This is a genomic window from Larkinella sp. (assembly GCF_965227735.1).
In the GTDB taxonomy this organism is placed as follows: Bacteria; Bacteroidota; Bacteroidia; order Cytophagales; family Spirosomataceae; genus Larkinella.
On sequence record NZ_OZ245776.1, the window covers coordinates 4,111,344 to 4,133,991 of the forward strand.

At 52.2% G+C, this 22,648-nt stretch carries 19 protein-coding genes; 13 read left to right on the top strand and 6 right to left on the bottom strand.

What is annotated here, in order from left to right:
- Window positions 1-59: 59 nt before the first annotated feature.
- Window positions 60-2,132: a S9 family peptidase gene (locus ACO064_RS16115; protein WP_421828286.1), complete on the bottom strand. Its 2,073-nt coding sequence runs from the start codon at window positions 2,130-2,132 to the stop codon at window positions 60-62.
- A gap of 158 nt (window positions 2,133-2,290) precedes the next feature.
- Between ACO064_RS16115 and ACO064_RS16120 the strand changes: the two genes are divergently transcribed.
- Together ACO064_RS16120 and ACO064_RS16125 are read left to right on the top strand one after the other, a co-directional pair.
- Entirely contained in the window at window positions 2,291-3,799 is a 1,509-nt protein-coding gene (locus ACO064_RS16120) for a M20/M25/M40 family metallo-hydrolase (protein ID WP_421828287.1), read from the top strand.
- Window positions 3,800-4,222: 423 nt separating this feature from the next.
- Window positions 4,223-5,671, top strand: a complete 1,449-nt coding sequence (locus tag ACO064_RS16125) for a Gfo/Idh/MocA family protein (protein ID WP_421828288.1) — start codon at window positions 4,223-4,225, stop codon at window positions 5,669-5,671.
- Between the two features lie 92 nt (window positions 5,672-5,763).
- Here ACO064_RS16125 and ACO064_RS16130 read toward each other — a convergent pair whose 3' ends face one another.
- Window positions 5,764-6,948: a galactokinase gene (locus ACO064_RS16130; protein WP_421828289.1), complete on the bottom strand. Its 1,185-nt coding sequence runs from the start codon at window positions 6,946-6,948 to the stop codon at window positions 5,764-5,766.
- Window positions 6,949-7,177: 229 nt separating this feature from the next.
- On the opposite strand from ACO064_RS16130, the gene ACO064_RS16135 reads away from it, so the two are divergent.
- Window positions 7,178-8,719, top strand: a complete 1,542-nt coding sequence (locus ACO064_RS16135) for a YifB family Mg chelatase-like AAA ATPase (RefSeq protein ID WP_421828290.1) — start codon at window positions 7,178-7,180, stop codon at window positions 8,717-8,719.
- Between the two features lie 78 nt (window positions 8,720-8,797).
- Here ACO064_RS16135 and recF read toward each other — a convergent pair whose 3' ends face one another.
- A complete protein-coding gene (recF, locus tag ACO064_RS16140) occupies window positions 8,798-9,883 on the bottom strand; it encodes a DNA replication/repair protein RecF (RefSeq protein ID WP_421828291.1) in 1,086 nt (361 codons plus the stop codon).
- Between the two features lie 169 nt (window positions 9,884-10,052).
- Here recF and pdhA point away from each other — a divergent pair, with 169 nt between their 5' ends.
- From pdhA to serS, 7 genes are all read left to right on the top strand, one after another.
- Complete coding sequence (gene pdhA, locus ACO064_RS16145) at window positions 10,053-11,111, top strand: pyruvate dehydrogenase (acetyl-transferring) E1 component subunit alpha (protein WP_421828292.1); 1,059 nt, start codon at window positions 10,053-10,055, stop codon at window positions 11,109-11,111.
- A gap of 187 nt (window positions 11,112-11,298) precedes the next feature.
- A complete protein-coding gene (locus tag ACO064_RS16150; RefSeq protein WP_421828293.1) occupies window positions 11,299-12,000 on the top strand; it encodes a tetratricopeptide repeat protein in 702 nt (233 codons plus the stop codon).
- 200 nt (window positions 12,001-12,200) lie between these two features.
- On the top strand, window positions 12,201-12,704 hold the full coding sequence (gene ribH / locus ACO064_RS16155; protein WP_421828294.1) for a 6,7-dimethyl-8-ribityllumazine synthase: 504 nt from the start codon (window positions 12,201-12,203) through the stop codon (window positions 12,702-12,704).
- 105 nt (window positions 12,705-12,809) lie between these two features.
- A complete protein-coding gene (locus ACO064_RS16160; RefSeq protein ID WP_138992620.1) occupies window positions 12,810-14,144 on the top strand; it encodes an aspartate kinase in 1,335 nt (444 codons plus the stop codon).
- A 298-nt stretch (window positions 14,145-14,442) separates the two neighbouring features.
- Window positions 14,443-14,760: a nucleotidyltransferase domain-containing protein gene (locus ACO064_RS16165; RefSeq protein WP_421828295.1), complete on the top strand. Its 318-nt coding sequence runs from the start codon at window positions 14,443-14,445 to the stop codon at window positions 14,758-14,760.
- Entirely contained in the window at window positions 14,757-15,146 is a 390-nt protein-coding gene (locus ACO064_RS16170) for a HEPN domain-containing protein (RefSeq protein ID WP_421828296.1), read from the top strand. Before ACO064_RS16165 ends, ACO064_RS16170 begins: the two co-directional genes overlap by 4 nt.
- Window position 15,147: 1 nt before the next feature.
- On the top strand, window positions 15,148-16,419 hold the full coding sequence (gene serS, locus ACO064_RS16175) for a serine--tRNA ligase (RefSeq protein ID WP_421828297.1): 1,272 nt from the start codon (window positions 15,148-15,150) through the stop codon (window positions 16,417-16,419).
- Between the two features lie 41 nt (window positions 16,420-16,460).
- On the opposite strand, the gene surE is transcribed toward serS, so the two are convergent.
- Complete coding sequence (surE, locus tag ACO064_RS16180; RefSeq protein ID WP_421828298.1) at window positions 16,461-17,198, bottom strand: 5'/3'-nucleotidase SurE; 738 nt, start codon at window positions 17,196-17,198, stop codon at window positions 16,461-16,463.
- 75 nt (window positions 17,199-17,273) lie between these two features.
- Here surE and ACO064_RS16185 point away from each other — a divergent pair, with 75 nt between their 5' ends.
- On the top strand, window positions 17,274-18,176 hold the full coding sequence (locus ACO064_RS16185; protein WP_421828299.1) for a diacylglycerol/lipid kinase family protein: 903 nt from the start codon (window positions 17,274-17,276) through the stop codon (window positions 18,174-18,176).
- Between the two features lie 23 nt (window positions 18,177-18,199).
- Here the strand turns inward: ACO064_RS16185 and ACO064_RS16190 are convergent, their stop codons facing one another.
- Window positions 18,200-19,642 (bottom strand): TonB family protein, encoded by a 1,443-nt coding sequence (locus ACO064_RS16190; RefSeq protein WP_421828300.1) that lies wholly within the window; start codon window positions 19,640-19,642, stop codon window positions 18,200-18,202.
- 62 nt (window positions 19,643-19,704) lie between these two features.
- Window positions 19,705-21,435 (bottom strand): serine hydrolase, encoded by a 1,731-nt coding sequence (locus ACO064_RS16195; protein WP_421828301.1) that lies wholly within the window; start codon window positions 21,433-21,435, stop codon window positions 19,705-19,707.
- Between the two features lie 166 nt (window positions 21,436-21,601).
- Between ACO064_RS16195 and ACO064_RS16200 the strand changes: the two genes are divergently transcribed.
- Both ACO064_RS16200 and ACO064_RS16205 read left to right on the top strand, forming a co-directional pair.
- Window positions 21,602-21,928, top strand: a complete 327-nt coding sequence (locus ACO064_RS16200; RefSeq protein ID WP_421828302.1) for a hypothetical protein — start codon at window positions 21,602-21,604, stop codon at window positions 21,926-21,928.
- Window positions 21,925-22,596 carry an ATP-binding cassette domain-containing protein gene (locus ACO064_RS16205; protein ID WP_421828303.1) on the top strand — a complete coding sequence of 224 codons (672 nt, stop codon included), beginning with the start codon at window positions 21,925-21,927 and terminating at the stop codon, window positions 22,594-22,596. The genes ACO064_RS16200 and ACO064_RS16205 overlap by 4 nt, the downstream gene beginning before the upstream one ends.
- Window positions 22,597-22,648 lie beyond the last annotated feature (52 nt).

Consider the following 22,648-nt stretch of genomic DNA (forward strand, 5'->3'; position numbering starts at 1 on the left):
GGGGTGCAAAGTACGCAGAGCAGGGAAGTTAGGCAAGCGATCGGGCAGCCGGGCTTCAGTTACTCTCTGATTCCCACTAGGTTCAGCATGAACGCGTACTCGAGGGCAATCTCTTTCAAGGCTTCAAACCGCCCCGATGCCCCGCCGTGGCCGGCTTCCAGGTTGGTGTGCAGCAGGAGCTGATTGGTGTCGGTTTTCAGGGTGCGGAGTTTGGCAACCCATTTGGCCGGTTCCCAATACTGCACCTGCGAGTCATGTAAACCGGTCATCACCAGCATATTCGGATACGCCTGCTCTTTCACATTGTCGTAGGGCGAATACGATAGCATGTAGTCGTAGTATTTTTTGATCTTCGGATTGCCCCATTCTTCAAACTCGCCGGTCGTCAGCGGAATGCTTTCGTCGAGCATGGTCGTGACCACATCGACAAACGGCACCGACGCTACAACCCCCCGGTACAGTTGCGGTTTTTGGTTCACAACGGCTCCCATCAGCAAACCGCCCGCACTGCCGCCCATCGCAAACAGCTTGTCGGCGCTCGTATAGTTGTGCTGAATTAAATAATCCGAAACGTCCACGAAGTCGTTGAACGTATTCTTTTTCTTGAGCATTTTGCCGTTGTCGTACCACTTCCGGCCCATTTCCTGACCTCCTCGGATGTGGGCGATGGCGAACAGAAAACCGCGGTCGAGCAGGCTCAGGCGCGTGGAGCTAAAACCGGGGTCGGTCGAATAGCCGTAGGAACCATACGAATATTGCAGCAGCGGAGCCGAACCGTCCGTGGGCGTGTCTTTTCGACGCACAATCGAAACCGGAATCCGGGCACCATCGCGGGATTTGACGAAAAACCGCTCTGATGTGTAATTCGCCGGATCAAAACCGCCCAGCACTTCCTGTTGTTTCATCAACGTTTTTTCCTTCGTTTCCATGTTGTAATCGAAGGTAGAGCTGGGCGTTGTCAACGACGAATAACCAAAACGCAGGGTGGTGGTGTTGAAATCCGGGTTGTAGCCAATGCCGGCAACGTAGGCCGGTTCGCCGAAATCCAGGTAATGCTCTTCTTTGTTCCGCCGATCGATCACCCGCAACTGAATCAGTCCTTCTTTCCGTTCGCCCAAAACCAGGTGGTTTTTAAAAACATCCAGTTGCTGTAGATAAACATGATGGCGGTGCGGAATGACTTCTTTCCAGGCCGACCGGTCGTTGGTTTTGGTTTCCTTCGCTTCCATGAGCCGGAAGTTTTCGGCTTTCCAGTTCGTCCGGACGTAGAAACTCGTTTCCAGGTGCTGGATATCGTATTCGTGGCCTTTTTCGCGGGGCAGAAAAACGACAAACTCGCCCGTCGGGTTGCTCGCTTCCAGAAGCCGGTATTCCGTCGCCACGCCGTTGTGGTCAGACACCACGGCGATGTACTTTTTCGACTTCATCCGGCCCAGGCCCATGTAAAACTGGTTGTCCGTTTCCTCGTAAAGCAGCACGTCCTGCGCCGGATCGGTGCCCAGCACGTGCCGGTATACCTGGTAGCCGAGCAGCGTTTGCGGGTCTTTTCGGATGTAGAAAAGGGTTTGATTATCAGCCGCCCAGGCGTAGCTGCCGCCTTCGGTGTCGGGAATGGCATCCGGATAAATCTCCCCGGTTTTCAGGTTTTTGATCCGCAACGTATACATGCGCCGACTAACGGTGTCTTCGCCATAAGCCACCAGTTCGTCGTTGTCGGATACTTCCAGGCCGCCGATGTTGTAATACGAATACGGTTTTGCCATGTCGTTGACATCCAGCATCACTTCCTCTTCGGCATCCAGCGAACCGGGCTTCCGGCAATACACCGGGTATTCACCTCCTTCGATGAACTTGGTATAATAGTAATAGTTGCCTTCTTTGTACGGAACCGATTCGTCCTGCTGTTTCATACGGCCCTTCATCTCCTCAAACAGCTTTTGCCGAAACTCTTTGACAGGTGCCAACACGTCCTCCAGATGCGCATTTTCGGCTTTCAGGTAGTCGATCACCTCGGGATTTTCCCGTTCATTTAGCCAGTAATAATTGTCGATCCGGGTGTGGCCGTGGGTGGTCAGTTCGGTCGGTTTAATGGCCGCCTGGGGCAAAACCGGTGTCGTCTGCGCGTTTTTCATAGAATTCGATGGGACTGAATACGAAACCCAATAACACCTTTTTTTCAGGATTCGTTGAGGTGTTTCGATTTGGGGAAGAAACTTAAAGTTTTTTCCCCACTTACGCGGCATTCCCTCGCTTTTTTGTTATTTTGAGGAGTTATACGGTTATCCTCACTATGCGAAAAAAAGTCTACGTTTATCTGCTGCTTTCTGGCGGTATTTGTTTGCTGAGTGCCTACACACTGAAAAAAAAGGGTGATCGGATCGACGAAGGACAATCCCGCCCAACGCTGGAAAAAGTTTTTGCTAAAATCAATCAGGAAGTACTGCAAAACAGCCGGGTTTTTGAAACCCTCACCGATGCCACGCAAAAAATTGGTCACCGGCTGACGGGCAGTGCCAACGGAAGCCGCGCGGAGGAATATACCTATAACCTGCTGAAGCAATACGGGTATTCAGATACGAAATACGCCCCTTTCGAGGTAGAATCGTGGATGCGCGACACGGTGACGCTGGCGGTGGTACCCCGGAAAAGCGATAATTTTCGGGATGTCGAAGTGGTTGCCCTGGCGCATTCGCCCGTAGAGGCCCATGTTCAGGGTGAAATCATTGACATCGGCAACGGTCTGGAAGGTGATTTTGCGGCCTTGAAAGACCGGATCAAGGGGAAAGTTGCGCTGGTGAACATCGGTCTGGCGGCTCCCACGAAGGGCGCCCGAAACCTCCACCGCTCCGAAAAAACCGCTCTGGCCATTCAGCACGGGGCCATTGGCGTGATTATGGTCAATCTGGTGCCGGGCAATGTGTTGCTGACCGGAACGGCCTCCGTAACGGGCAAGCTCATTCCGGTTCCATCGGTGTGCATTTCGCTGGAAAGTGGTCAGGAAATCCGCCAGTGGATGCAGGAGCAGAAAAACCTGCAGGCGGTGATCGACATGACCAACGTGAGCCGGAAAATCCGGGCGCGGAATGTCGTCGCAACGCTGAAAGGGTCGCAGTTTCCCGACGAAAAAATCATCATCGGCGGTCACCTCGACTCCTGGGATCTGGCCACGGGGGCCATCGACAACGGCATTGGCTCTTTCTCCATTCTCGACATTGCCCGCACGTTCAAAGCCCTGAAAATAAAGCCGAAACGCACCATTGAGTTTGTGATGTTCATGGGCGAGGAACAAGGGCTGCTTGGTTCGCGCAGCCTGGTGGATGACTTGAAAAAAAGCGGACAGTTGGACAACGTCCGCTACATCCTGAATCTGGACATGACCAACGACCCGAGCGGTTTTAATGCTTTTGGGCGGAGCGAAATGGTGCCTTTTCTGACCGAAATCGGCGAAACCGTCAAGCTGGTCGAACCGGCTTTCCAGAATACGGTATCGAATCAGGCCGGGTTGCACAGTGATCATCAGCCGTTTATGATGGAGGGCGTACCGGTGGTCGGCATGAGCGGTCATCTGGACCGGAACGTGCTGGATTGTTACCACGCCGATTGCGACAACATGAATCTGGTCAACAAAGACCAGTTGAAAAATACCGTCCGTTATTCGGCCATGCTGCTGTATGCGCTCGCCAACGCCGATGCGATTCCGACGCAGCGTATGGACGACACCAAAACCCGCGATTTCCTGATTGCGCAGGGCCTCAGGACGCCCCTGCAAATCGCGAACGAATGGCGCTGGAAGGAGTAATTTGCCTTTACCGTGTCAGATTGAGACGCCCCCGGAAAATCAAAAACAATCCCGTAGGGATGCTCCATTTTGTAGCAGCCATGTTTGCAGAAAACCCGAGAATTCCGTAGGGATGACAATTGGGTCGGTACGAAATGAATCATCCCTACGGGACTCATCCCCCTGTCCGTGCGGTTCCTACAAAATGAATCATCCCTACGGGAATGATATGAAGGCTGCAACCGGTTTCCGCATATCTATAGCTTATGCCTAGCGGCATCGTCACAGCGTTCACTTTGGTAAAGTTGGGTTACGCGCTCAAAATTTTGAGCAGTATTTTGGGATTGCACTAGCCCAATCGCGTCCTTTTGTCGTATTGATTTCAGCCTTAGCGCATTGACGTGCGTACAAGCCTGAATTTTCTTCTTTCTAAACCCTCTTTTTATGGAAGACAACCACTCTACTGCGGAAGATTCCGGTCGCCGGAATTTCCTGAAAACGTCGTCACTGGCGGCCACTTCTTTTCTGATCGTTCCCCGGCATGTCTTGGGAAAAGGCTTTATTGCCCCCAGCGATAAACTGAACATTGCCGGGATTGGTGTAGGCGGAAAGGGTAAAAGCGACCTGGCATCTTTTGCCAAAAGTCCTAATGTGAACATCGTCGCGCTCTGCGATGTGGATGACCGTCAGGCGGTTGACTCCCGCTCCAAATACCCGAAAGCGACGTATTACAAGGATTTCCGGGAAATGCTGTCGAAAGAACGCAAGAACATCGATGCCTGCTCCATTTCGACGCCCGACAACACCCACGCCGTGGCCACGCTGGCCGCGATGCAGTTGGGCAAACATGTTTACACCCAAAAACCGCTGACGCACGATATCTACGAATCCCGGATTCTGGGGCAGGCGGCTAAAAAATACAAGGTAATCACCCAGATGGGCAACCAGGGCGGTTCGGGCAATGGCGTCCGGCGCATGAAGGAAATCTACGATGCGGGCACGATTGGCGAGGTGCATAAAGTCCTGGCCTGGACCAACCGCCCGGTTTGGCCACAAGCCGTTCCAACCGATCAATCGTACGAGATTCCGAAAGAACTGGACTTTGATCTGTGGCTGGGACCTGCCAAGAAAGTGCCTTACAATCAGTCGTATTTGCCCTGGAACTGGCGGGGCTGGTGGCCGTATGGAACGGGTGCGCTGGGCGATATGGCCTGCCACATTCTGGACCCGGTTTTCCGGATTTTGCCGCTCGATTACCCCAATTCGGTGGAGTGCAGCGTAGCCGGAACCTGGACCTTTACGCTCCGCGAACAGGATCACAACCCGGACTGGACGCCGTTCTCGTCGTCGATTCACCTGAATTATCCCCGGAAAGACAACAAGGGCGATATCAAACTAAGCTGGTATGACGGCGGCATTCTGCCCGAATTGCCGGAAGAACTCCAGCCGGGTGAAGCCTTCGGGAATTCGGACGGGGGCGTGTTGTTCATCGGGTCGAAAGGGAAACTGATGGCCGATTGTTACGGCGCGAATCCGCGACTGCTGCCGTTGAAAGCCAATGAGTCGATCAACATCCCGGAAACCATTGCGCGTGTGCCGAATGAAGACCATTATTTGCAGTGGGTCGATGCCTGCATCGCCGGGTATGGCAAAGGCGTAACGAGTTCGCCGTTCGAATATGCTGCGCCGTTTGCCGAAAGCATTCTGATCGGGAATCTGGCCCTGCGAAGCTGGATGCTGCGCGACAATCCGACGGCAAAACGATCGGCAGATCGGTATAATGGCCGGAAAAAACTGCTTTGGGATGCCGCCAACATGAAAATCACGAACTACGATCTGGCTAATCAGTACGTGAAACGGGAGTATCGGGAGGGCTGGAGTTTGGTGGTGTAACGGTTTTATGCGTGTTCTTTGCCGCTGACAGGGTCTTCGACCGCTGTCAGGGCCGCCGAAACCCTGACAGCGGTCGAAGACCCTGTCAGCGGTTATTGGCCTGCAGACAACGCCAGCGCTGACGTTCCGTCCGTGATTCGCACCGGATAGCATTTCAACGCCATGTTGAAGGCTTCCTGATAAACCGTACTCATGCGGTTAATAAACGCATCGACGGCTTCGCGTTCGACAATGTTGATGGTGCAGCCGCCAAAACCGCCCCCCATCATCCGCGCGCCCAAAACCGCTTCGTCCTGCCGGGTCTGGTCAACCAGAAAATCCAGTTCCGGGCAACTGACTTCGTAGTCGTGCTGCAAACCGTTGTGGGTTTCGTACATCTTCTTTCCAAAAGCCGCCAGATCGTTTTGCAGTAAAAATTCGCAGGCTTCCCGGACGCGCTGAATCTCTTCGGTCACATACCGGCAGCGTTGGTAGACTTTTCCCTGCATTTCGTCGCGGTGGGCGTCCACCAGTTCCGTGGTGGCGTCGCGCAGCAGGCGGATGTCGGGCTGGTATTTTTGTAAAATACTGACCCCGGTTTCGCATTCTTCCCGCCGGGTGTTGTATTCGCTGTCGCCGAGGGAATGTTTCACGCCCGAATCGCACAAAATCAGGGCGTAATCGGTGGTTTGAAACGGGAAATACTGGTGTTCCAGCGATTGGCAGTCCAGTTGAATCACCGACTGGTCGCGCCCGAACATGGAAGCAAACTGATCCATGATGCCACAATTGACGCCAACAAATTGATTTTCGGCGCGTTGGCTCAGTTTCACCATGTCGATGGTCGAGAGGCCGAGACCGAACAGTTCATTCAGCCCGAACGCCAGCCCGCATTCCAGCGCAGCCGACGACGACAAACCCGCTCCGGAAGGAATGTTTCCGCCAAAAACCAGGTCGAAACCGCCCGGCTGATACCCGGCTTTCTGCAACTGATCGACCACACCCATCAAATAATTCGGCCAGCCCAGCGGAGACTGTGTAAAATCGTCGAGCGAGAAGGAAAACGATTGATTCAAATTTTCGGCAAAAATGCGCCCGGTTCGGTCATCCCGCCCGGAAATGGCGAAGATGATTTCCTTGTCGATACTGGCCGGTAGCACCAGGCCGCCGTTGTAATCCGTGTGTTCGCCCAGCAGGTTGATCCGCCCCGGCCCGCGTACCAACAACGCCGGTTGCCGGTTAAATTCCTTCCGAAAAACAGCCTCAATCTGGTGAATGTAAGGATGCTGAGCAATCATGGTATGAGCGTTAAGGGATCTTCTTACTGACTGAGCTGTCAATTTTGTTCCAAATTTTGCTGCCTTTTTACAGTTTACAAACAAGCCCGCAGGAAATCTGTCGATTCAGACCAAAAAACTTTGCTACGCCTTCGAACGGCGATGGCAAAGAAAGTCCCGGTTTTCCTGTGTCCTTTCGATCGGTTACGCGTCTAAGCAGAGTAACAATTACAATCCAAATCCTGCTTTTATGCTGGCAAAGACCTTTGGAAGCGCCGTTCACGGTGTTGGGGCCACCATTATTACGATTGAAATCACGGTGGCACAGGGATTACACTTTTTTATGGTCGGTTTGCCCGATAGTGCCGTTAAGGAGAGCGAACAGCGGGTCGAATCGTCCCTGAAATATTTTGGCTACCGGATGCCCCGGCAAAAGGTCGTTGTCAATCTGGCTCCGGCCGACATCCGCAAGGAAGGCTCTTCTTACGATTTGCCGATTGGCCTCTGCGTGCTGCAGGCGTCGGAACAAATTACGCTGGTGCGCAACCTGGAAGACTACGTGATCATGGGCGAACTGTCGCTCGACGGCAAGTTGCGGCCCATCAAAGGCGTGTTGCCCATCGCGATCGAAGCCCGCAAACGCGGTTTTAAAGGGTTTGTGTTGCCCGCCGAGAACGCGCCGGAAGCCGCCATCGTGAATAATCTGGACGTGATTGGGGTCGAAACCATGATGGATGCGGTGGAATACTTTGAAGGAAAAAAAGAGATCACACCGTTGGTAACCGACACACGGGAACTGTTTACCAATACCCAAAACGCCTATGATGCCGATTTTGCCCACGTTCAGGGGCAGGAAAACATCAAACGGGCGATGGAAATTGCGGCCGCCGGTGGTCATAATGTGATCATGATTGGTCCGCCGGGGGCCGGAAAAACCATGCTGGCGAAGCGGTTGCCCAGTATTTTGCCACCCCTGACGTTACATGAAGCCCTGGAAACCACCAAGATTCATTCCGTGGCCGGGAAGTTGGGCAGCCGGGCCACGCTGATTGCCACCCGGCCGTTTCGGTCACCGCACCACACCATCAGCGATGCGGCTTTGGTTGGTGGCGGCAGTTTTCCGCAGCCCGGCGAAATCTCGTTGTCGCACAACGGCGTTTTGTTTCTGGACGAATTGCCGGAGTTCAAGCGGACGGCGCTGGAAGTGATGCGTCAGCCGCTCGAAGAACGGAAAGTGAGCATTTCGCGCGCCAAATGGGCGGTGGAATTTCCGGCCAATTTTATGCTGATCGCCAGCATGAATCCGTGTCCGTGCGGGTATTACAACCATCCCGAAAAAGAGTGCGTTTGCGGGCCGGGCGTCGTGCAGCGGTATTTGAACAAAATCAGCGGCCCATTGCTGGATCGCATCGACCTGCACGTGGAAGTGACGCCGGTTTCGTTCGATCAGATGACCGCTAACCGACCGTCGGAAGGCAGTGAAACCATTCGGGAGCGGGTGATCCGGGCGCGGGAAATCCAGACGAAGCGGTTTGGCGAGCAATCCGGTATTTATTCCAACGCCATGATGCCGTCGCAAATGGTCAAGGAAATTTGCGTCATCAGCCCGGCAGGTTTGGCGTTGTTAAAAACTGCCATGGAGCGATTGGGTTTATCGGCTCGTGCTTACGACCGGATTCTGAAAGTATCGCGCACGATTGCGGATCTGGCGGGGGCTGAACACATCGAGATCGAGCATCTGGCGGAGGCCATTCAATACCGGAGTCTGGATCGGGAGAACTGGGCGGGGTGATTCGCAAATCCCAAAAAATCATACTATCCTGGGAGTTGAATCCCAAAATAGCATAACATTGTGGGATTTGACTCTATTTCACCCTTCCGTCCGAAAATAGGCAACATCGGCTTTTACCGACGTCAGCAATTCGCGGGTGCGGTCGGGTCGGGCGTCGGTGATGAAAATCTGGCCGAAGGTGTGGTGTTCCATCAAGGTGATGAGCTTGTCGATCCGGCGGTCGTCGAGTTTGTCGAAAATATCGTCCAGCAACAGCATCGGTTTTATGCCCTTCTCGGCCTGCAACTGCTCGAATTGCGCCATTTTCAGGGCGATGACGAAAGTCTTCTGCTGGCCCTGTGAGCCGAATTTCTTCAAGGCTACGCCGTTGGCTTCGAACACGTAATCGTCTTTGTGAACGCCTTTGTTGGTGCGTTGCAACTGAATGTCGCGCTGGCGGTTTCGGCGGAAATCTTTCGGAAATTCCTCGTTGCCCACTTCTGATTCGTAAATGATATCGACGGCTTCGCGGGCGTCGCTCAGGTAGGCGTAATGCTTTTGAACAATGGGCAGAAAGTCGCCGATGAACTGTTTTCGGCGCTGGTAAATCCGCCCCGCCAGTTGCAAAAGCGGTTCGTTGTACGTTTCCAGCAGTTCTTCATCCAGGTAATTCCGCTCGGCAAAAAGCTTCAGCGTACCGTTTCGCTGTTTCAGAATCTGCTGGTAGAACAGGTAATCGCGAAGGTAGCCGGCATCCAGTTGTGACAGAACACCGTCGAAAAAATGCCGCCGTTCTTCGCTGTGTTCCCGCACCAGATCGGTGTCGTTGGGTGCCAGCATCACCACCGGAAACCGCCCGATGTGTTCGCTGATGCGCTCATACGGTTTTTTGTCCGACAACAGCACCTTCCGCTGTCCGCGTTGCAGGCTGCAGGTAATCTGGGTCGGTTTGTCATCACGTCGGAAAATACCGTCGATGATGAAAAAATCGCTCTGGTGGTGAATGCTCAATGCATCCTGGTTGTGAAACGCACTCTTGCTCAGGGACAAAAAATAAACGGCGTCGAGCAGGTTGGTTTTTCCGCTTCCATTCGGTCCAACGATGCAATTAATCTGTTCGCTAAATGTAAAACTCCCTTCCTCGTAATTTTTGAAGTTGGTCAGGTTGAGTTTTTCCAAATACATCGGTATGGTTGTTAGCAGGAATTGCGTATTTTCGCGGCATCGTGGTGGTAACAGCCGCGTGTTTAAGCAACAAAGATACAGGTCGTTTGTTACGTTAGGACCGGTTACCCGTATCGCACAACGATTTCCGTTTTATTCGGTTATCCTTTTTTTACGCCCAACGAACTCTATGGCAAGTGTAAAGGAAAAATCTAAGCCGGGCGACGCTTCGCCGGGCAACGCATCGCCAGCCGCTGCAAAAACCAAGCATCCGAAAGAACGCTACCTGTACTGGTATGAGTCGATGATGCTGCAACGTAAATTTGAAGAAAAAGCCGGTCAGCTCTACGGACAGCAGAAAATCCGGGGTTTCTGTCACCTTTATATCGGGCAGGAAGCCTGCTCTTCAGGGTCGTATTCAGCCCTGACCAAAGATGATAAATGGATTACGGCCTACCGCGACCACGGTATTCCGTTGGCGTTGGGCTCTGATCCCAAAGCCATTATGGCCGAGTTATTTGGCAAACAAACCGGCTCGTCGAAAGGCAAAGGTGGTTCGATGCACATTTTCGATAAATCGGTGAATTTTATGGGCGGCCACGGCATTGTGGGTGGCCAGATTCCGATGGGAGCCGGGATCGCTTTTGCCGAGAAGTACAACAAAACCACCAACCTGTGCATGTGTTTCATGGGCGACGGTGCCGTTCGGCAAGGTTCGTTCCACGAAACGCTGAACATGGCCATGACGTGGAAACTGCCGGTTATTTTTGTCGTAGAAAACAACGGTTACGCGATGGGAACGTCCGTGGCCCGTACGTCCAACGTAACGGATCTCTATACGCTGGGTGAAGCCTACGACATGCCGTCGGAACCCGTCGATGCGATGGATGTGGAAGCCGTTCACGAAGCCGTAAGCCGGGCCGCCGAACGTGCGCGCAAAGGCGACGGGCCGACGTTCCTGGAATTCCGGACGTACCGGTACCGGGGGCACTCGATGTCCGATCCGCAGAAATACCGCACGAAAGACGAGCTGGAGCAATACAAGCAACGCGACCCGATCGAGAACGTCCGGGCGACCATTCTGAAAGAGAAACTGGCGACCGAAGAGGACCTGGCGGCCATCGATCAGAAAATCAAAGGCATCGTGGATGAGTCGGTGAAGTTTGCCGAAGAGTCACCTTATCCACCAGCGGAAGAGGCCTTTAAGGATGTTTACATGCAGAAAGATTATCCCTTTATTATGGAATAATCAGGAGAAGCGTACCAGTAGAAAGGGAAGGAAGAAGGAAGGAAACGGCTGTCGGCTTATTTCTTTCTACGCTTTCTTCCCTTTTTCATGTCGATTGTTCGGGCTTTGGTAGCAAAACTTTGCCTTTGTTCTTTCTATTATCCAGAGATTTACTAAATTTGCAGTCCGAAATTTTGGATAATTATAAATGAGTAAGACACAAACAAACTCCAAACTGGAGTTTCTGGAAGATCCCGCTGCTCTGGCGGGTTCGTTAGGGAAGGCGGAGTTGTTTTTTGAAAAAAACCAGAAGCTGATTCTGGGTCTGCTGGGCGGTATTGTCCTGGTGGTGGCCGGTTTTATCGGTTATCGCTACTGGGTGAGCAGCCAGGACCAGGAAGCGCAAACGGCCGTGTTCCCATCGGTTTACGAATGGGAGGCCGATTCACTGAAAAAAGCATTGAATGGTAACGGCGCCAACGAAGGTCTGGTCGCTATTTCCGAAGAATATAGTGCCACCCCTACCGGTAACGTCACCAGTTTCCGCGCTGGAGTCGCTTTTCTGAAATTAGGCCAGTACGACCAAGCCATTGAAAAACTGAAAAATTTCAAATCGTCGGATTTGCTGGTGCAAGCCCGTGCCTACGCCCTGATTGGTGATGCCAACATGGAAAAGAAGGCTTACGGCGATGCCATCGATTATTACAAAAAAGCGGCTGATTACAAGCCCAACCCATACTTTACACCTGCTTACCTGATGAAGCTGGCACTGGCCTACGAGCAAAACAAGCAAAACCAGGATGCCATTGATACGTACAGTTCGATTATCGACAAATACCCCACCTCTTCGGAAGCCGCTAACGCCAAGAAGTATAAATCGGTGTTGGAAAGCACGGTCGGTGAGTCGTAAGCAGCGTTAATTCAACCATTGCGAAAGGACAAAGCCGACCGGGTTTTGTCTTTTTTTTTGACCGGTGATTGAACCAGGATTCAAGGGATTGGAATGATCAACCATGATTTCGTTTGTTGATCAGCGAAAACAATCCAGAGTCATCATTTTAGTCACCTTATCCGAGTTAATCCTATTAATCCCTCTAATCTGAGTTCAGAATGGCATCCGAATTAAAGAACTTAAGTGTTTTTTCAACCGATCACCTGCCCGACATCAGTCATCGCCAGTTTGCCATCGTGGTGGCGGAGTGGAATGCAGAAGTAACCGAAGCCCTGTTTTCGGGTGCCTACCAGACGTTGATCAACTACGGCGCGAAAGCCGAAAACATCGTCCGGGGCAACGTTCCGGGGAGCTTCGAGCTGAGTTTGGGCGCCCAATGGTTTGCCCAACGCACCGAAATCGATGCGGTTATTGCCTTAGGCTGTGTGATTCAGGGCGAAACCAAACATAACGATTACATCAACCACGCCGTAGCGCAGGGATTGACGAACGTTGGCCTGCAAACCGGAAAACCGGTCATCTTCGGTGTGTTGACGCCGAACAACCAGCAGCAGGCCCTCGACCGCGCGGGCGGTGTTCACGGCAACAAAGGCGACGAAGCCGCCATGACCGCCATCAAAATGTTAGGATTACAGCAACAAGTGTATAGTTTTCACAATTAATTGTGAATGAGTGAATGAGCGATTGAGTGAATAGCTTCGCCAATTATTCGCTTCCTGCGAAGCTATTCACTCAATCGCTCATTCACGCATTCACTCATTAAACCCATGCAAGTCTGGAAATTTGGCGGAACGTCCGTTGGCAAGCCCGAACGGATGCACTCGATTCGCAACCTGATTACCTCCGATGATCAGCAAAAAATCATCGTCCTGTCGGCCTTGTCCGGCACCACCAACGCCCTGTTGTCCATCGGCGAATCCCTGAAATCGGACCAGCCGGGCGAAGCGGCCGAGAAAATCGAGCACCTGAAGGCGCATTACGATTCGTTCGTTCGCGACTTGTACAAGACCAGCGAGGGATTGACGAAGGGACAGAAGATCATCGAAAACGAATTCTCGTTCATTCGGTCGCTGACGCGCATCAAACCATTTACGCTGAAACAGGAGAAAGAACTGGTGGCCGAAGGTGAGTTGCTGAGCACGCAAATTTTTCAGGCGTATCTGGAAGAACTGGAGCACGACTCCATTCTGTTGCCCGCGCTGGAGTTTATGCGCATTGACGCCGATGGCGAACCGGAACTGGATTATACGGAACGCAAACTTCGGGAATTGCTGCGGGCGCACGGTGATAAAAAACTCATTGTGACGCAGGGGTTCATCTGCCGGAATCCGCGCGGTGAAGTCGACAACCTGAAACGGGGCGGTTCGGACTACACGGCTTCGCTGATTGGCGGGGCCATTCGCGCCGACGAAATCCAGATCTGGACCGACATTGACGGCATGCACAACAACGACCCCCGGATTGTCAAGAAAACCTTCCCGATTCGGGCGTTGACGTTTGAAGAAGCCGCTGAATTGGCCTATTTTGGCGCAAAAATCCTGCACCCCTCCACCATTACGCCGGCGAAGATGTTTGGCGTTCCGGTGCGGTTGAAAAACACGATGGATCCGACGGCGGAGGGGACGCTGATTGCCAACAAAACGTCCGATCAGGTGTTCAAAGCCATTGCGGCCAAAGACAGCATCACGGCGCTTTACATCCATTCGTTGCGGATGCTGAATGCCTACGGTTTTCTGCGCCGGATTTTTGAAGTATTTGAAAAATACAAAACGCCGGTCGATCTGATTGCTACGTCGGAAGTATCGGTTTCGGTAACGATTGACAAAACCGACAACCTGACGGAGCTGATGGCGGAGTTGCGAACGTTCTGCGAACTGGAGGAACCGGATTACGACCAGGCGATTATCTGTATTGTCGGTAATTTCAGTGCCGATCAGGCTGGTATTGCCCTGCAGGTTCTGAAAGCGATGGAAGGCATTCCGATCCGGATGATTTCGTACGGCGGTACCGAACACAACATTTCACTGCTCGTTCACGGCCGTTACAAAGCCGAAGCCCTGAATGCGCTGAACGAAGGACTTTTTGAACTGAAAGAAGCCTGAAAAGAGCAAAAGGCCTGTACGATTTTATGGAGTTAAATTTAATAACTGCTGAAATGAAAGTTTATCAGCCCACTGCTTTAACTGTGGGTAAAGCGAAACCAAACCGGATCATTATGGAACCGTTTTAACGGTTTCATCCTCCAGCAAACCGTTAAAACGGTTCGGTTAGCATAGGGTTAATTTTCTTGTTACCCACAGCTAAAGCAGTGGGCTGATAAACTTTCATTTCGGCAGTTAATTAGTTTAAGTCAATAAAATCGTACGGATCTGATCAACTTTATATGCAATCGTCACCGTTATGGCCCGGTTAACCAACAAAGCATTTCTGCAAAAGGTCAAAGAATCGGTACATTCGATTGATCCACAGGCTGATGTCTATCTGTTCGGTTCACGGGCGAGAGGTAATCATCGCAAGGATTCAGATTGGGATTTTCTGGTGTTAACTGAGAAGAAATTAGACCAGCAATTGGAATATGCGATCTGGGATACGTTTACAGAACTGGAATTAGCGTCTGAGCAGATTATAAATCCCGTGGTGCAAGAAAAGCAGGAGTGGATAAAACACCCTTTTTCTCCTTTCTATTGGAACGTTCTTACTGATGGTAAACCAATATGAATAATTACAAGGAGGAAGAGATTAAGTACAGACTATCCCGCTCAACTGAATCTTTGCAAGATGCACAGGCCCTAATTGCTATAGAAAGCTGGAACGGTGCCGCAAACCGTCTTTATTATGCAGCTTACTATGTGGTAGTCGCACTCATGGTAAAACATGAAATTAAGATTACTTCCCGCGATGGTGCAAAACCTATGCTCGGCCTGCAATTTGTGAAAACCGGTCGGCTAGACGTCCGGTTTAGTAAGATTTACGGTCACCTATTTAATACACGTCAAAGTGGCGATTATGGCAATTTTATCTATCATTCGTCAGAAAAGATTTTGCCATTACTAGACGAAACCGAACAATTCATTGCTGCCGTCCGGCAGTTAGTAGCTGAATAACATGCTTTTACTTCCATTCATCCGCGACAATAAAGAAGCCACCCTCGCGGGGCTGAAAAAGAAACGGTTTGCCAATGCGGAAACCGCCGTCGAGCAGGTGCTGGCGTTCGACCAGCAACGGCGCGATGCCCAAAAAGAACTGGAAGACGTCCTGGCCCGCTCCAACGCCAAAGCCAAGGAAATCGGGGCTTTGATGAAAGCCGGTCAAAAAGCCGAAGCGGAGGCCGCCAAAGCCGAAACCGCCGAGCTGAAAACGCGCTCGAAAGAACTGGAAGAAAGCCTGAAAACCGCCGAGCAACAACTGCAGGAGGTTTTGGTGACCTTGCCCAACCTGCCCCACAGCAGCGTTCCGGAAGGCCGTACGCCCGAGGACAACGAGGTGGTTTTGGAGCATGGCGACATCCCGGTTTTGCATGAAGGAGCACAACCTCATTGGGAACTGATCAAGAAATACGAGATCATCGACTTTGAGCTGGGCAATAAAATTACTGGTGCCGGTTTTCCAGTCTACCGGGGAAAAGGCGCGCGGATTCAGCGGGCGATGATCAATTTCTTTCTGGACGAAGCCCTGAAAGCTGGTTATTTCGAGATCCAACCGCCGATTCTGATCAACGAAGACTCCGGTTTTGGCACGGGGCAGTTGCCCGACAAAGAAGGACAGATGTATTTCGCGACAGAGGACAAGCTGTATCTGATTCCAACGGCGGAAGTGCCTATCACTAATTTATACCGCGACGTTATTTTATCGGACGATCAATTGCCGGTCAAAAACGTTGGGCATACGCCCTGCTTCCGGCGCGAAGCCGGTTCCTGGGGCGCACACGTCCGGGGGCTGAACCGGTTGCACCAGTTTGATAAAGTAGAGATTGTGCAAATCCGCAAACCGGAAGAATCCTATCAGGCACTGGAAGAAATGAGCCACTATGTGCAGTCTTTGTTGCAGAAACTGGAACTGCCCTACCGCGTTCTGCGGCTTTGCGGGGGCGATATGGGCTTTGCCTCCGCGCTAACCTACGACATGGAAGTGTGGTCGGCGGCTCAGCAACGCTGGCTGGAAGTGAGTTCGGTATCCAATTTTGAAACCTTTCAGTCGAATCGATTGAAACTCCGTTCACGCGTTGAAGGAAAAACGCAACTGCTGCATACGCTGAACGGTTCTGCCCTGGCATTGCCCCGGATTCTGGCGGCCATTCTGGAAAATAACCAGACGTCGGAAGGCGTTCGGATTCCGAAGGTGCTGGTGCCGTATTGCGGTTTTGAGGTCATTAGCTAAGTGCGTAGCTTCCGGTCAGCCGGAAGCTACGCTTGCTTTTTCTAGACAATAGCGGGTTGCTCAAGCGCTTTCTGGAGCACTTTTTCGTCGGTTAAATCAAGCCGCAAAGGCGTGATGGAAACGTATCCCTGATCCATTGCCCAGCGATCGGTTCCTTCTTCGGCCGGTTCCAGCGGGGTTACGGTAAACCAGTAATGTTTGCGCCCCAGCGGGTCCATACCGGGCACAATCGTCCCATCGTATAGCCGAACCGACTGTCGGGTCCACCGGATTTCGGTCGGTTGCGGGGGGAAATTGACGTTGTAGAGCGACAGCTCCGTATCTTTCAGCAACAGTTCCAGTGTTTTGGCCACAAACGGTTCCAGTGCCTTGAAGTCCGGTTCGGTTTTGCCGACCGGCGTACTGAAGGCAATTCCCTTGATGCCGAGCAAAACAGCCTGCTTGGCAGCCGCCAGCGTTCCGGAATGCCACATGGAGTTGCCCAGATTCGGCCCCATGTTGATCCCCGACAACACTACATCAGTATGTCCCCACAAGTGCGTTCCCAGGGCCACACAATCGGCGGGGGTGCCGTTGACGCGGTAGGCGTCGATGCCTTCAAACTTGATGGGTGACGTTTTATAGGAAAGCGGCCGGGAATGCGTGACCGCATGGCCCATCGACGATTGTTCTACATCGGGAGCGACAACCCGCACTTCTCCGAATCGGGAGGCTATTTGGGCCAGGGCCGCAATGCCCGGGCTGTAAATGCCGTCATCGTTGGTGATTAAAATTCTCATGGCAATACCATTTTGTCTTCTTATTCCAACAGAAAAACCGTTCGGGATGTTTAATAGATCATTCGAACGGACTTTATGAAAATCGCTCAGCTCTTACATAATCCTGGTGCCGGTGATGAGGAACATTCCCGGAAAGACCTCATGACACTCATTGAATCGGAAGGATTTACGTGCCGGTATGCTTCCACGAAAAAAAACGATTGGAAAGAATTGAAATCCGACGTCGATTTTCTGGTGGTTGCGGGGGGAGACGGCACCGTGCGGAAGGTTGCCAAACATCTTTTGAACCGAAAGCTGATTGAAAAACCGCTGCCAATTGCGCTGCTGCCCAGCGGAACGGCCAACAACATTGCGGGAACCCTGAACATCCCGGCCGACGACCCACAGCCGGTTGTCCAAAGCTGGCGTATGGACCAGCGGAAAAAGTTCGATGTCGGGCTGGTGGAAGGCTTACCCAAAAAGCAGTTTTTTCTGGAGGGAATCGGATACGGCGTTTTTCCGCAACTGATGAAGGAAATGAAAGATCATCCGGTCAATTCGTCCGATTCGCCGGAAGATAAACTTCGTATAGCACTGGAAATTCTCTCGGATATCGTTCAGAAGTACCAGGTTCAGTCGTGCCGGATCGAAGTCGATGGTGTCGATTATTCGGGCGAGTATCTGTTGGTGGAGGTGATGAACATTCGCTCCATCGGCCCCAATCTGGTGCTGGCTCCGGCCGCCGATCCCGGCGATGGCGTATTCGAGGTGGTGCTGGTTTCGGAAAGCCAGCGCGAGGGGCTGCTGACCTACGTTCAGAACCGGCTTCAGGGTGTCGAAGGTGACTATTGGGGAACGGCGCTGAAAGGAAAATCCATCCGCATGCAGTGGGAAGGTGTCGAAATGCACCTGGATGACCAGTTGATCAAATCCAAAAAGCCGCGGTCGCTGCAACTGACGCTGAGTGATGGCATTCTTTCGTTTTTAGGGGCTGGTTGAGGCCTCAGCCAGCCCCTAACGTCTTATTGAAGAGCAAAATTGAGCGGCAAGTTGTATTTGACCCGTACGCGCCGACCCCGGATGGAACCCGGTTTCCATTTGCCATTGGAAGCTTTCACGACCCGCAACGCTTCTTTGTCGACGGTTGAATGGACACTTTTCAAGATATCATAATCACAAAGACTACCGTCTTCGCAGACCACAAAACTGACAAAAACCTTGCCTTGGATGTTGGCTCTGGCTGCATACTCCGGGTAATGCAGGTTGGTGGATAAAAACCGACTTAAACCGGATAGTCCACCGTCAAATTCGGGGTGTTGCAAGGGTTCCTGATAGGCTACCGAATCCTGACCGTAATAAGCCACGCCGGAAATGCACTTTCCGCCCTGATACGACTCCCGGTAAGCCGGTTTTCCATCAGCATACTGCCCCTGCCAGGTGCCTTCTTTCCGCGTCTCTTTGACAGCTCCGGTTTCGGTAATCCACCGGTCATCCTGCCTGGATACGAAACTGGCTTTCCCGTTGCCGTTCTGCACCACCTGGTTTCCTGCTGCATCCCACTGACTCAACAACTGGTTATCTTCGCCCGTCATCGCTACTATTTTTCGTTCCGATACCTGTCGGAGCATCCCGTTCGGATACCATACCCATTCACGGGTTTGATCTTTCGCCGGATATTCTGTAACCCGTTTCACCATCCCGTTTGGGTAATAATGAACAGATTCACCCACGCGCTGGCCCGTTGCATATTGTTCGCGGGCCAGCAGGGTTCCATCCGGGTAAAATGAATAAATCGTGCCATCGAGTTGAAGGAGTATGTCTTTGATAACCAGTCGGTAGCCGGTAATGGAATCCGGTAAAGCCGGGTCGTCTTCATTCGTAACGGTATACGGTTTTCTTTCGAACGTATTTTCGAGCGCCTGTTGCCATTTAGCACCTTCCCGTTTAGAAAAAACCGGATTGCCATTGGGAATCCCCATCGTATCGACGGGTGTCACAAGCCGAAACAGAGCCTGGGATTCATCACCGGTTTGTTCGCCGTCGTTTGTATAGTAAGCGGTTCTGGCTCCGGGCTCGCTTTTTGCCAGACTGGGCGCAAACCGAACCGGATACGTAAACTGTTGCCGAACCGGCTGGCCACCTTTCAGCGCCGGTTTCCAGGCTTTGAACAGACTCAAAACCCGCATGGCCTCGCGGTCGCAATCCGGGCGAAGGCTGCGGAGTGTCTTGATCTCCGAAACCGTACCGTTGGGCTCAATAACTCCCGACAAAATGACGATGCCTTTGATCCGGCTCACTTCGGCCGAATACGGCATGCGCCGGTTGACCTCGATAAACTTTTCCAGCAGTGCGATGCCGCCAATGGGCCGGGCCGCCGAATCGACTTCGAAGTCTTTGTATGCAGTCTGGGCGCGAACTGCCAGCGACGATACCAGCAAAAACAGGACGTAAAAACAATATTTCATGGGTGGATATGGAAATTTTGGTATCTAAGTTATAAAAAATACTACTAATTACCTTTCATCATCTATTTACCCGTCATGGGTGGTTTTCCGGTGCCAAAATCATCTGGCAGTCGCTGGAGCCACAGATTGCGAACCCGCCCGTTCGACATCCGGATGCCCACAATCTGCTCCGCCGGGTTGCGAACCACATCGATGGTCTGCACATACCACCAGGGAACCTGCAAACGATCCCTGGAAACTACGTTGATGGCTACTTCCCCGTGGTGGATATGCCTTAGTTTCAGCGTATCGTCTTTCTGGATGATGGAATAAATGGTTTCCAGTTCCGGGCTGTAGTATTTGCCGGTCAGTTGCTTTTTCTGCTCCGCAGTAGCCTCAAACGGTTTGACCCGTTTTCCCGGATGATTGCCATTCTGGATAAGCGTGATCTGGCTCACTTTTCCGGTTTGCGGGCGATGAAAAACTACTTTGGCGTCCACGACTTTTAAAAAGAACGTGGTGTCGGACGACGGAAACAACTCGGCCTGAGGCTGTCCCGTGGCCTGCGTGAAATACCGGTTGCCCTCCCGCCTGAACGACAGGATAAAACCGGGTGCTTCGGAAAGTTCATACTCGCCGGCATAGGCATCGAAAAGTGCGGGGTCGATGGCATGCACGTTGGCGGTAGTCGAAGCCGTCGGGGCTTTCACGACCTTGTCCGCTTTCAACTGCGGAGCCAGGTAAATATCGGCCAGCTCAAAGGTTTTTTTGGCCGGATCAAATTCAGCCTGGTTGCTCAACACGATGAAACCGTAGTCTTCTTTCGGAAAATAGCACAGAAAGGACCGAAAACCGGCGTCGCTGCCACCGTGATTGATGTGAGACAACCCTTTGTACTGGCCATGCAGGAGCGCAAAAGCATAGGGCAGGGTGTCGCCTTTGGTAAGCCGCCCCCGTTCCAGCATCTGCGTCATCGTGGCCTGATTGCCGACGACGGGCGAGCGGAAATTGCCAATCCAGCGCGCCAGATCGTTTACCGTCGTGAATAAACTGGTAGCACCCGCGTTGGCGTAACTCAGCACACTTTTTTTGTAGGCATTCGGGCCGTCGCCTTTCGAAAACGAATACGCCCGGCCTTTGACAATCCGTTCGTGATCGTCGTAAAACAGGGTGTTTTTCATGCCCAGCGGCTTGAAAACCCGTGCTTGCATCCACTCCCGAAACGGTTGTTTCGTTACCCGGGCGATAATTTCACCCAGTAAGGTATACCCCGTATTGCAATAGGTGTAGGCCGAACCCGGCTCAAAATTCAGTTCCTGCTGCCGTTTGACGAGGTTGAAAATATCTTCTTTCGTAATGACATCGTCCAGTTTCCAACCTGCCATCACCAGCAGATTCCACTGGTCGCGCAGGCCGCTGGTGTGGTGAATGAGGTGCCGGATGGTTATTTTTTTGCCAAAATCGGGCACTTCCGGCAGGTACTCGTGAATGTCATCGTCCAGCGACAGTTTGCCTTCCTGCGCCAGCAGCACAATCCCGAAGGCTGTAAACTGTTTCGACAAAGAAGCCACGTGGAAAATAGTTTCCGGTCCGATGGGCGCCCCGGTTTCCACGTCAGCTTCACCAAATCCTTTGGCATAAATCAACTTCCCCTGATGCACGACCCCGACGGCGGCTCCAGGGCTACCGGTTTTTTTCCATTCCCGGAAAAGCGAATCGGCCCGGGCCGCCAGTTTGGGCGATTGGGCCAGGGTGAATGAACCGGAAAGAACGAGCAGGATCAAAAAGGAGAGGAGATGGAGGAGCGGCTTCATAGGCTTACGGTTTTCGGCAAATTAAGCATTTGGTTTGGCAAAAAACAGAGGGCATACACGGTATTTAAACGCCGTTCATCCGGCCTTTTTTTAGGCGCTGTTAAAGTTTGTTAAGGCATTTCGACCGGTCATGGAATTCCGCTATTTTGCCCAAAATCAGCTTCGTATGCGCCTTTTGAAATTACAGGCCGTTTTCCTCTTTTACCGAACGTTCTGGATATTCAGCAATCTCGTAACCGTGGGGTTGATCGGCGTTAGTCTGCTAAAAATTGTCGAATACTTTCCGCTTTTTCTGGTTTATTTTCTCTGGTTCAAGCTGCTTTCCGAGGTAGCGGTCTGGTATCTGGTGCGGAAAAATTACCAGCCCAGGTTCTGGTTTTACCACAACCTGGGTTTGTCAGAAACCGGCTTGTTCGCCGGAGCTTTTGCAATCGATCTGCTGATTGCCTTTCTGCTGATCGGTCTGGCGTATCAAATCATGCGCATCCTATGAACCGCCAGCCGACTGTGTTGGAAGCCGACGGAATCTGGCTGCAATTCGGCGGTCGGAAAATTCTCCAGAGTGTATACGTCAAACTGCAAACCGGTCAGACAACTGGTTTGCTAGGCCGCAACGGGAGCGGCAAATCCTGTCTCCTGAAAAGCATCATGGGCCTGATGCCGACCGAAACCCGGTCGGTGCGGGTCGATGGCCATTACGTTGAAAAACCGTATCAGCGGCCAGACTTGATCCGCTATCTGCCCCAGCATTCGTTCGTTCCGCCCTCGTTGACCATCCGGTCGGCTTTCGAGTGGTATGGCGTGAACCTGGACGACATCGCCGGAGACTATCCTAAAATTGCGGACCTCAAAAACCAGCGGATGGGCCGTTTGTCGGGGGGCGAAAAGCGGCTGGCGGAGATTTTACTGGTTCTCAAATCCGATACGGCTTTCGTCTTGCTGGATGAACCCTTCTCACACCTGACGCCAGTTCAGATTGAGCAGTTGCACGCAACGATCCGGCAGGAATCCCAGCGCAAAGGTATTCTTCTGTCCGATCACCTCTATCGCTCCGTGCTGGATCTCAGCGATTCCGTCTACTTTCTCAATACAGGCGGGCGCACCATCCGGCTGGCGTCGCCGGAACAGGATTTGAAGGACCGGGGGTATCTGAATTCGTGATGAAAAGTTTTTGCCGGAAAAATGTGCCTTTAGCAATTCCGCGCGTCTAAAG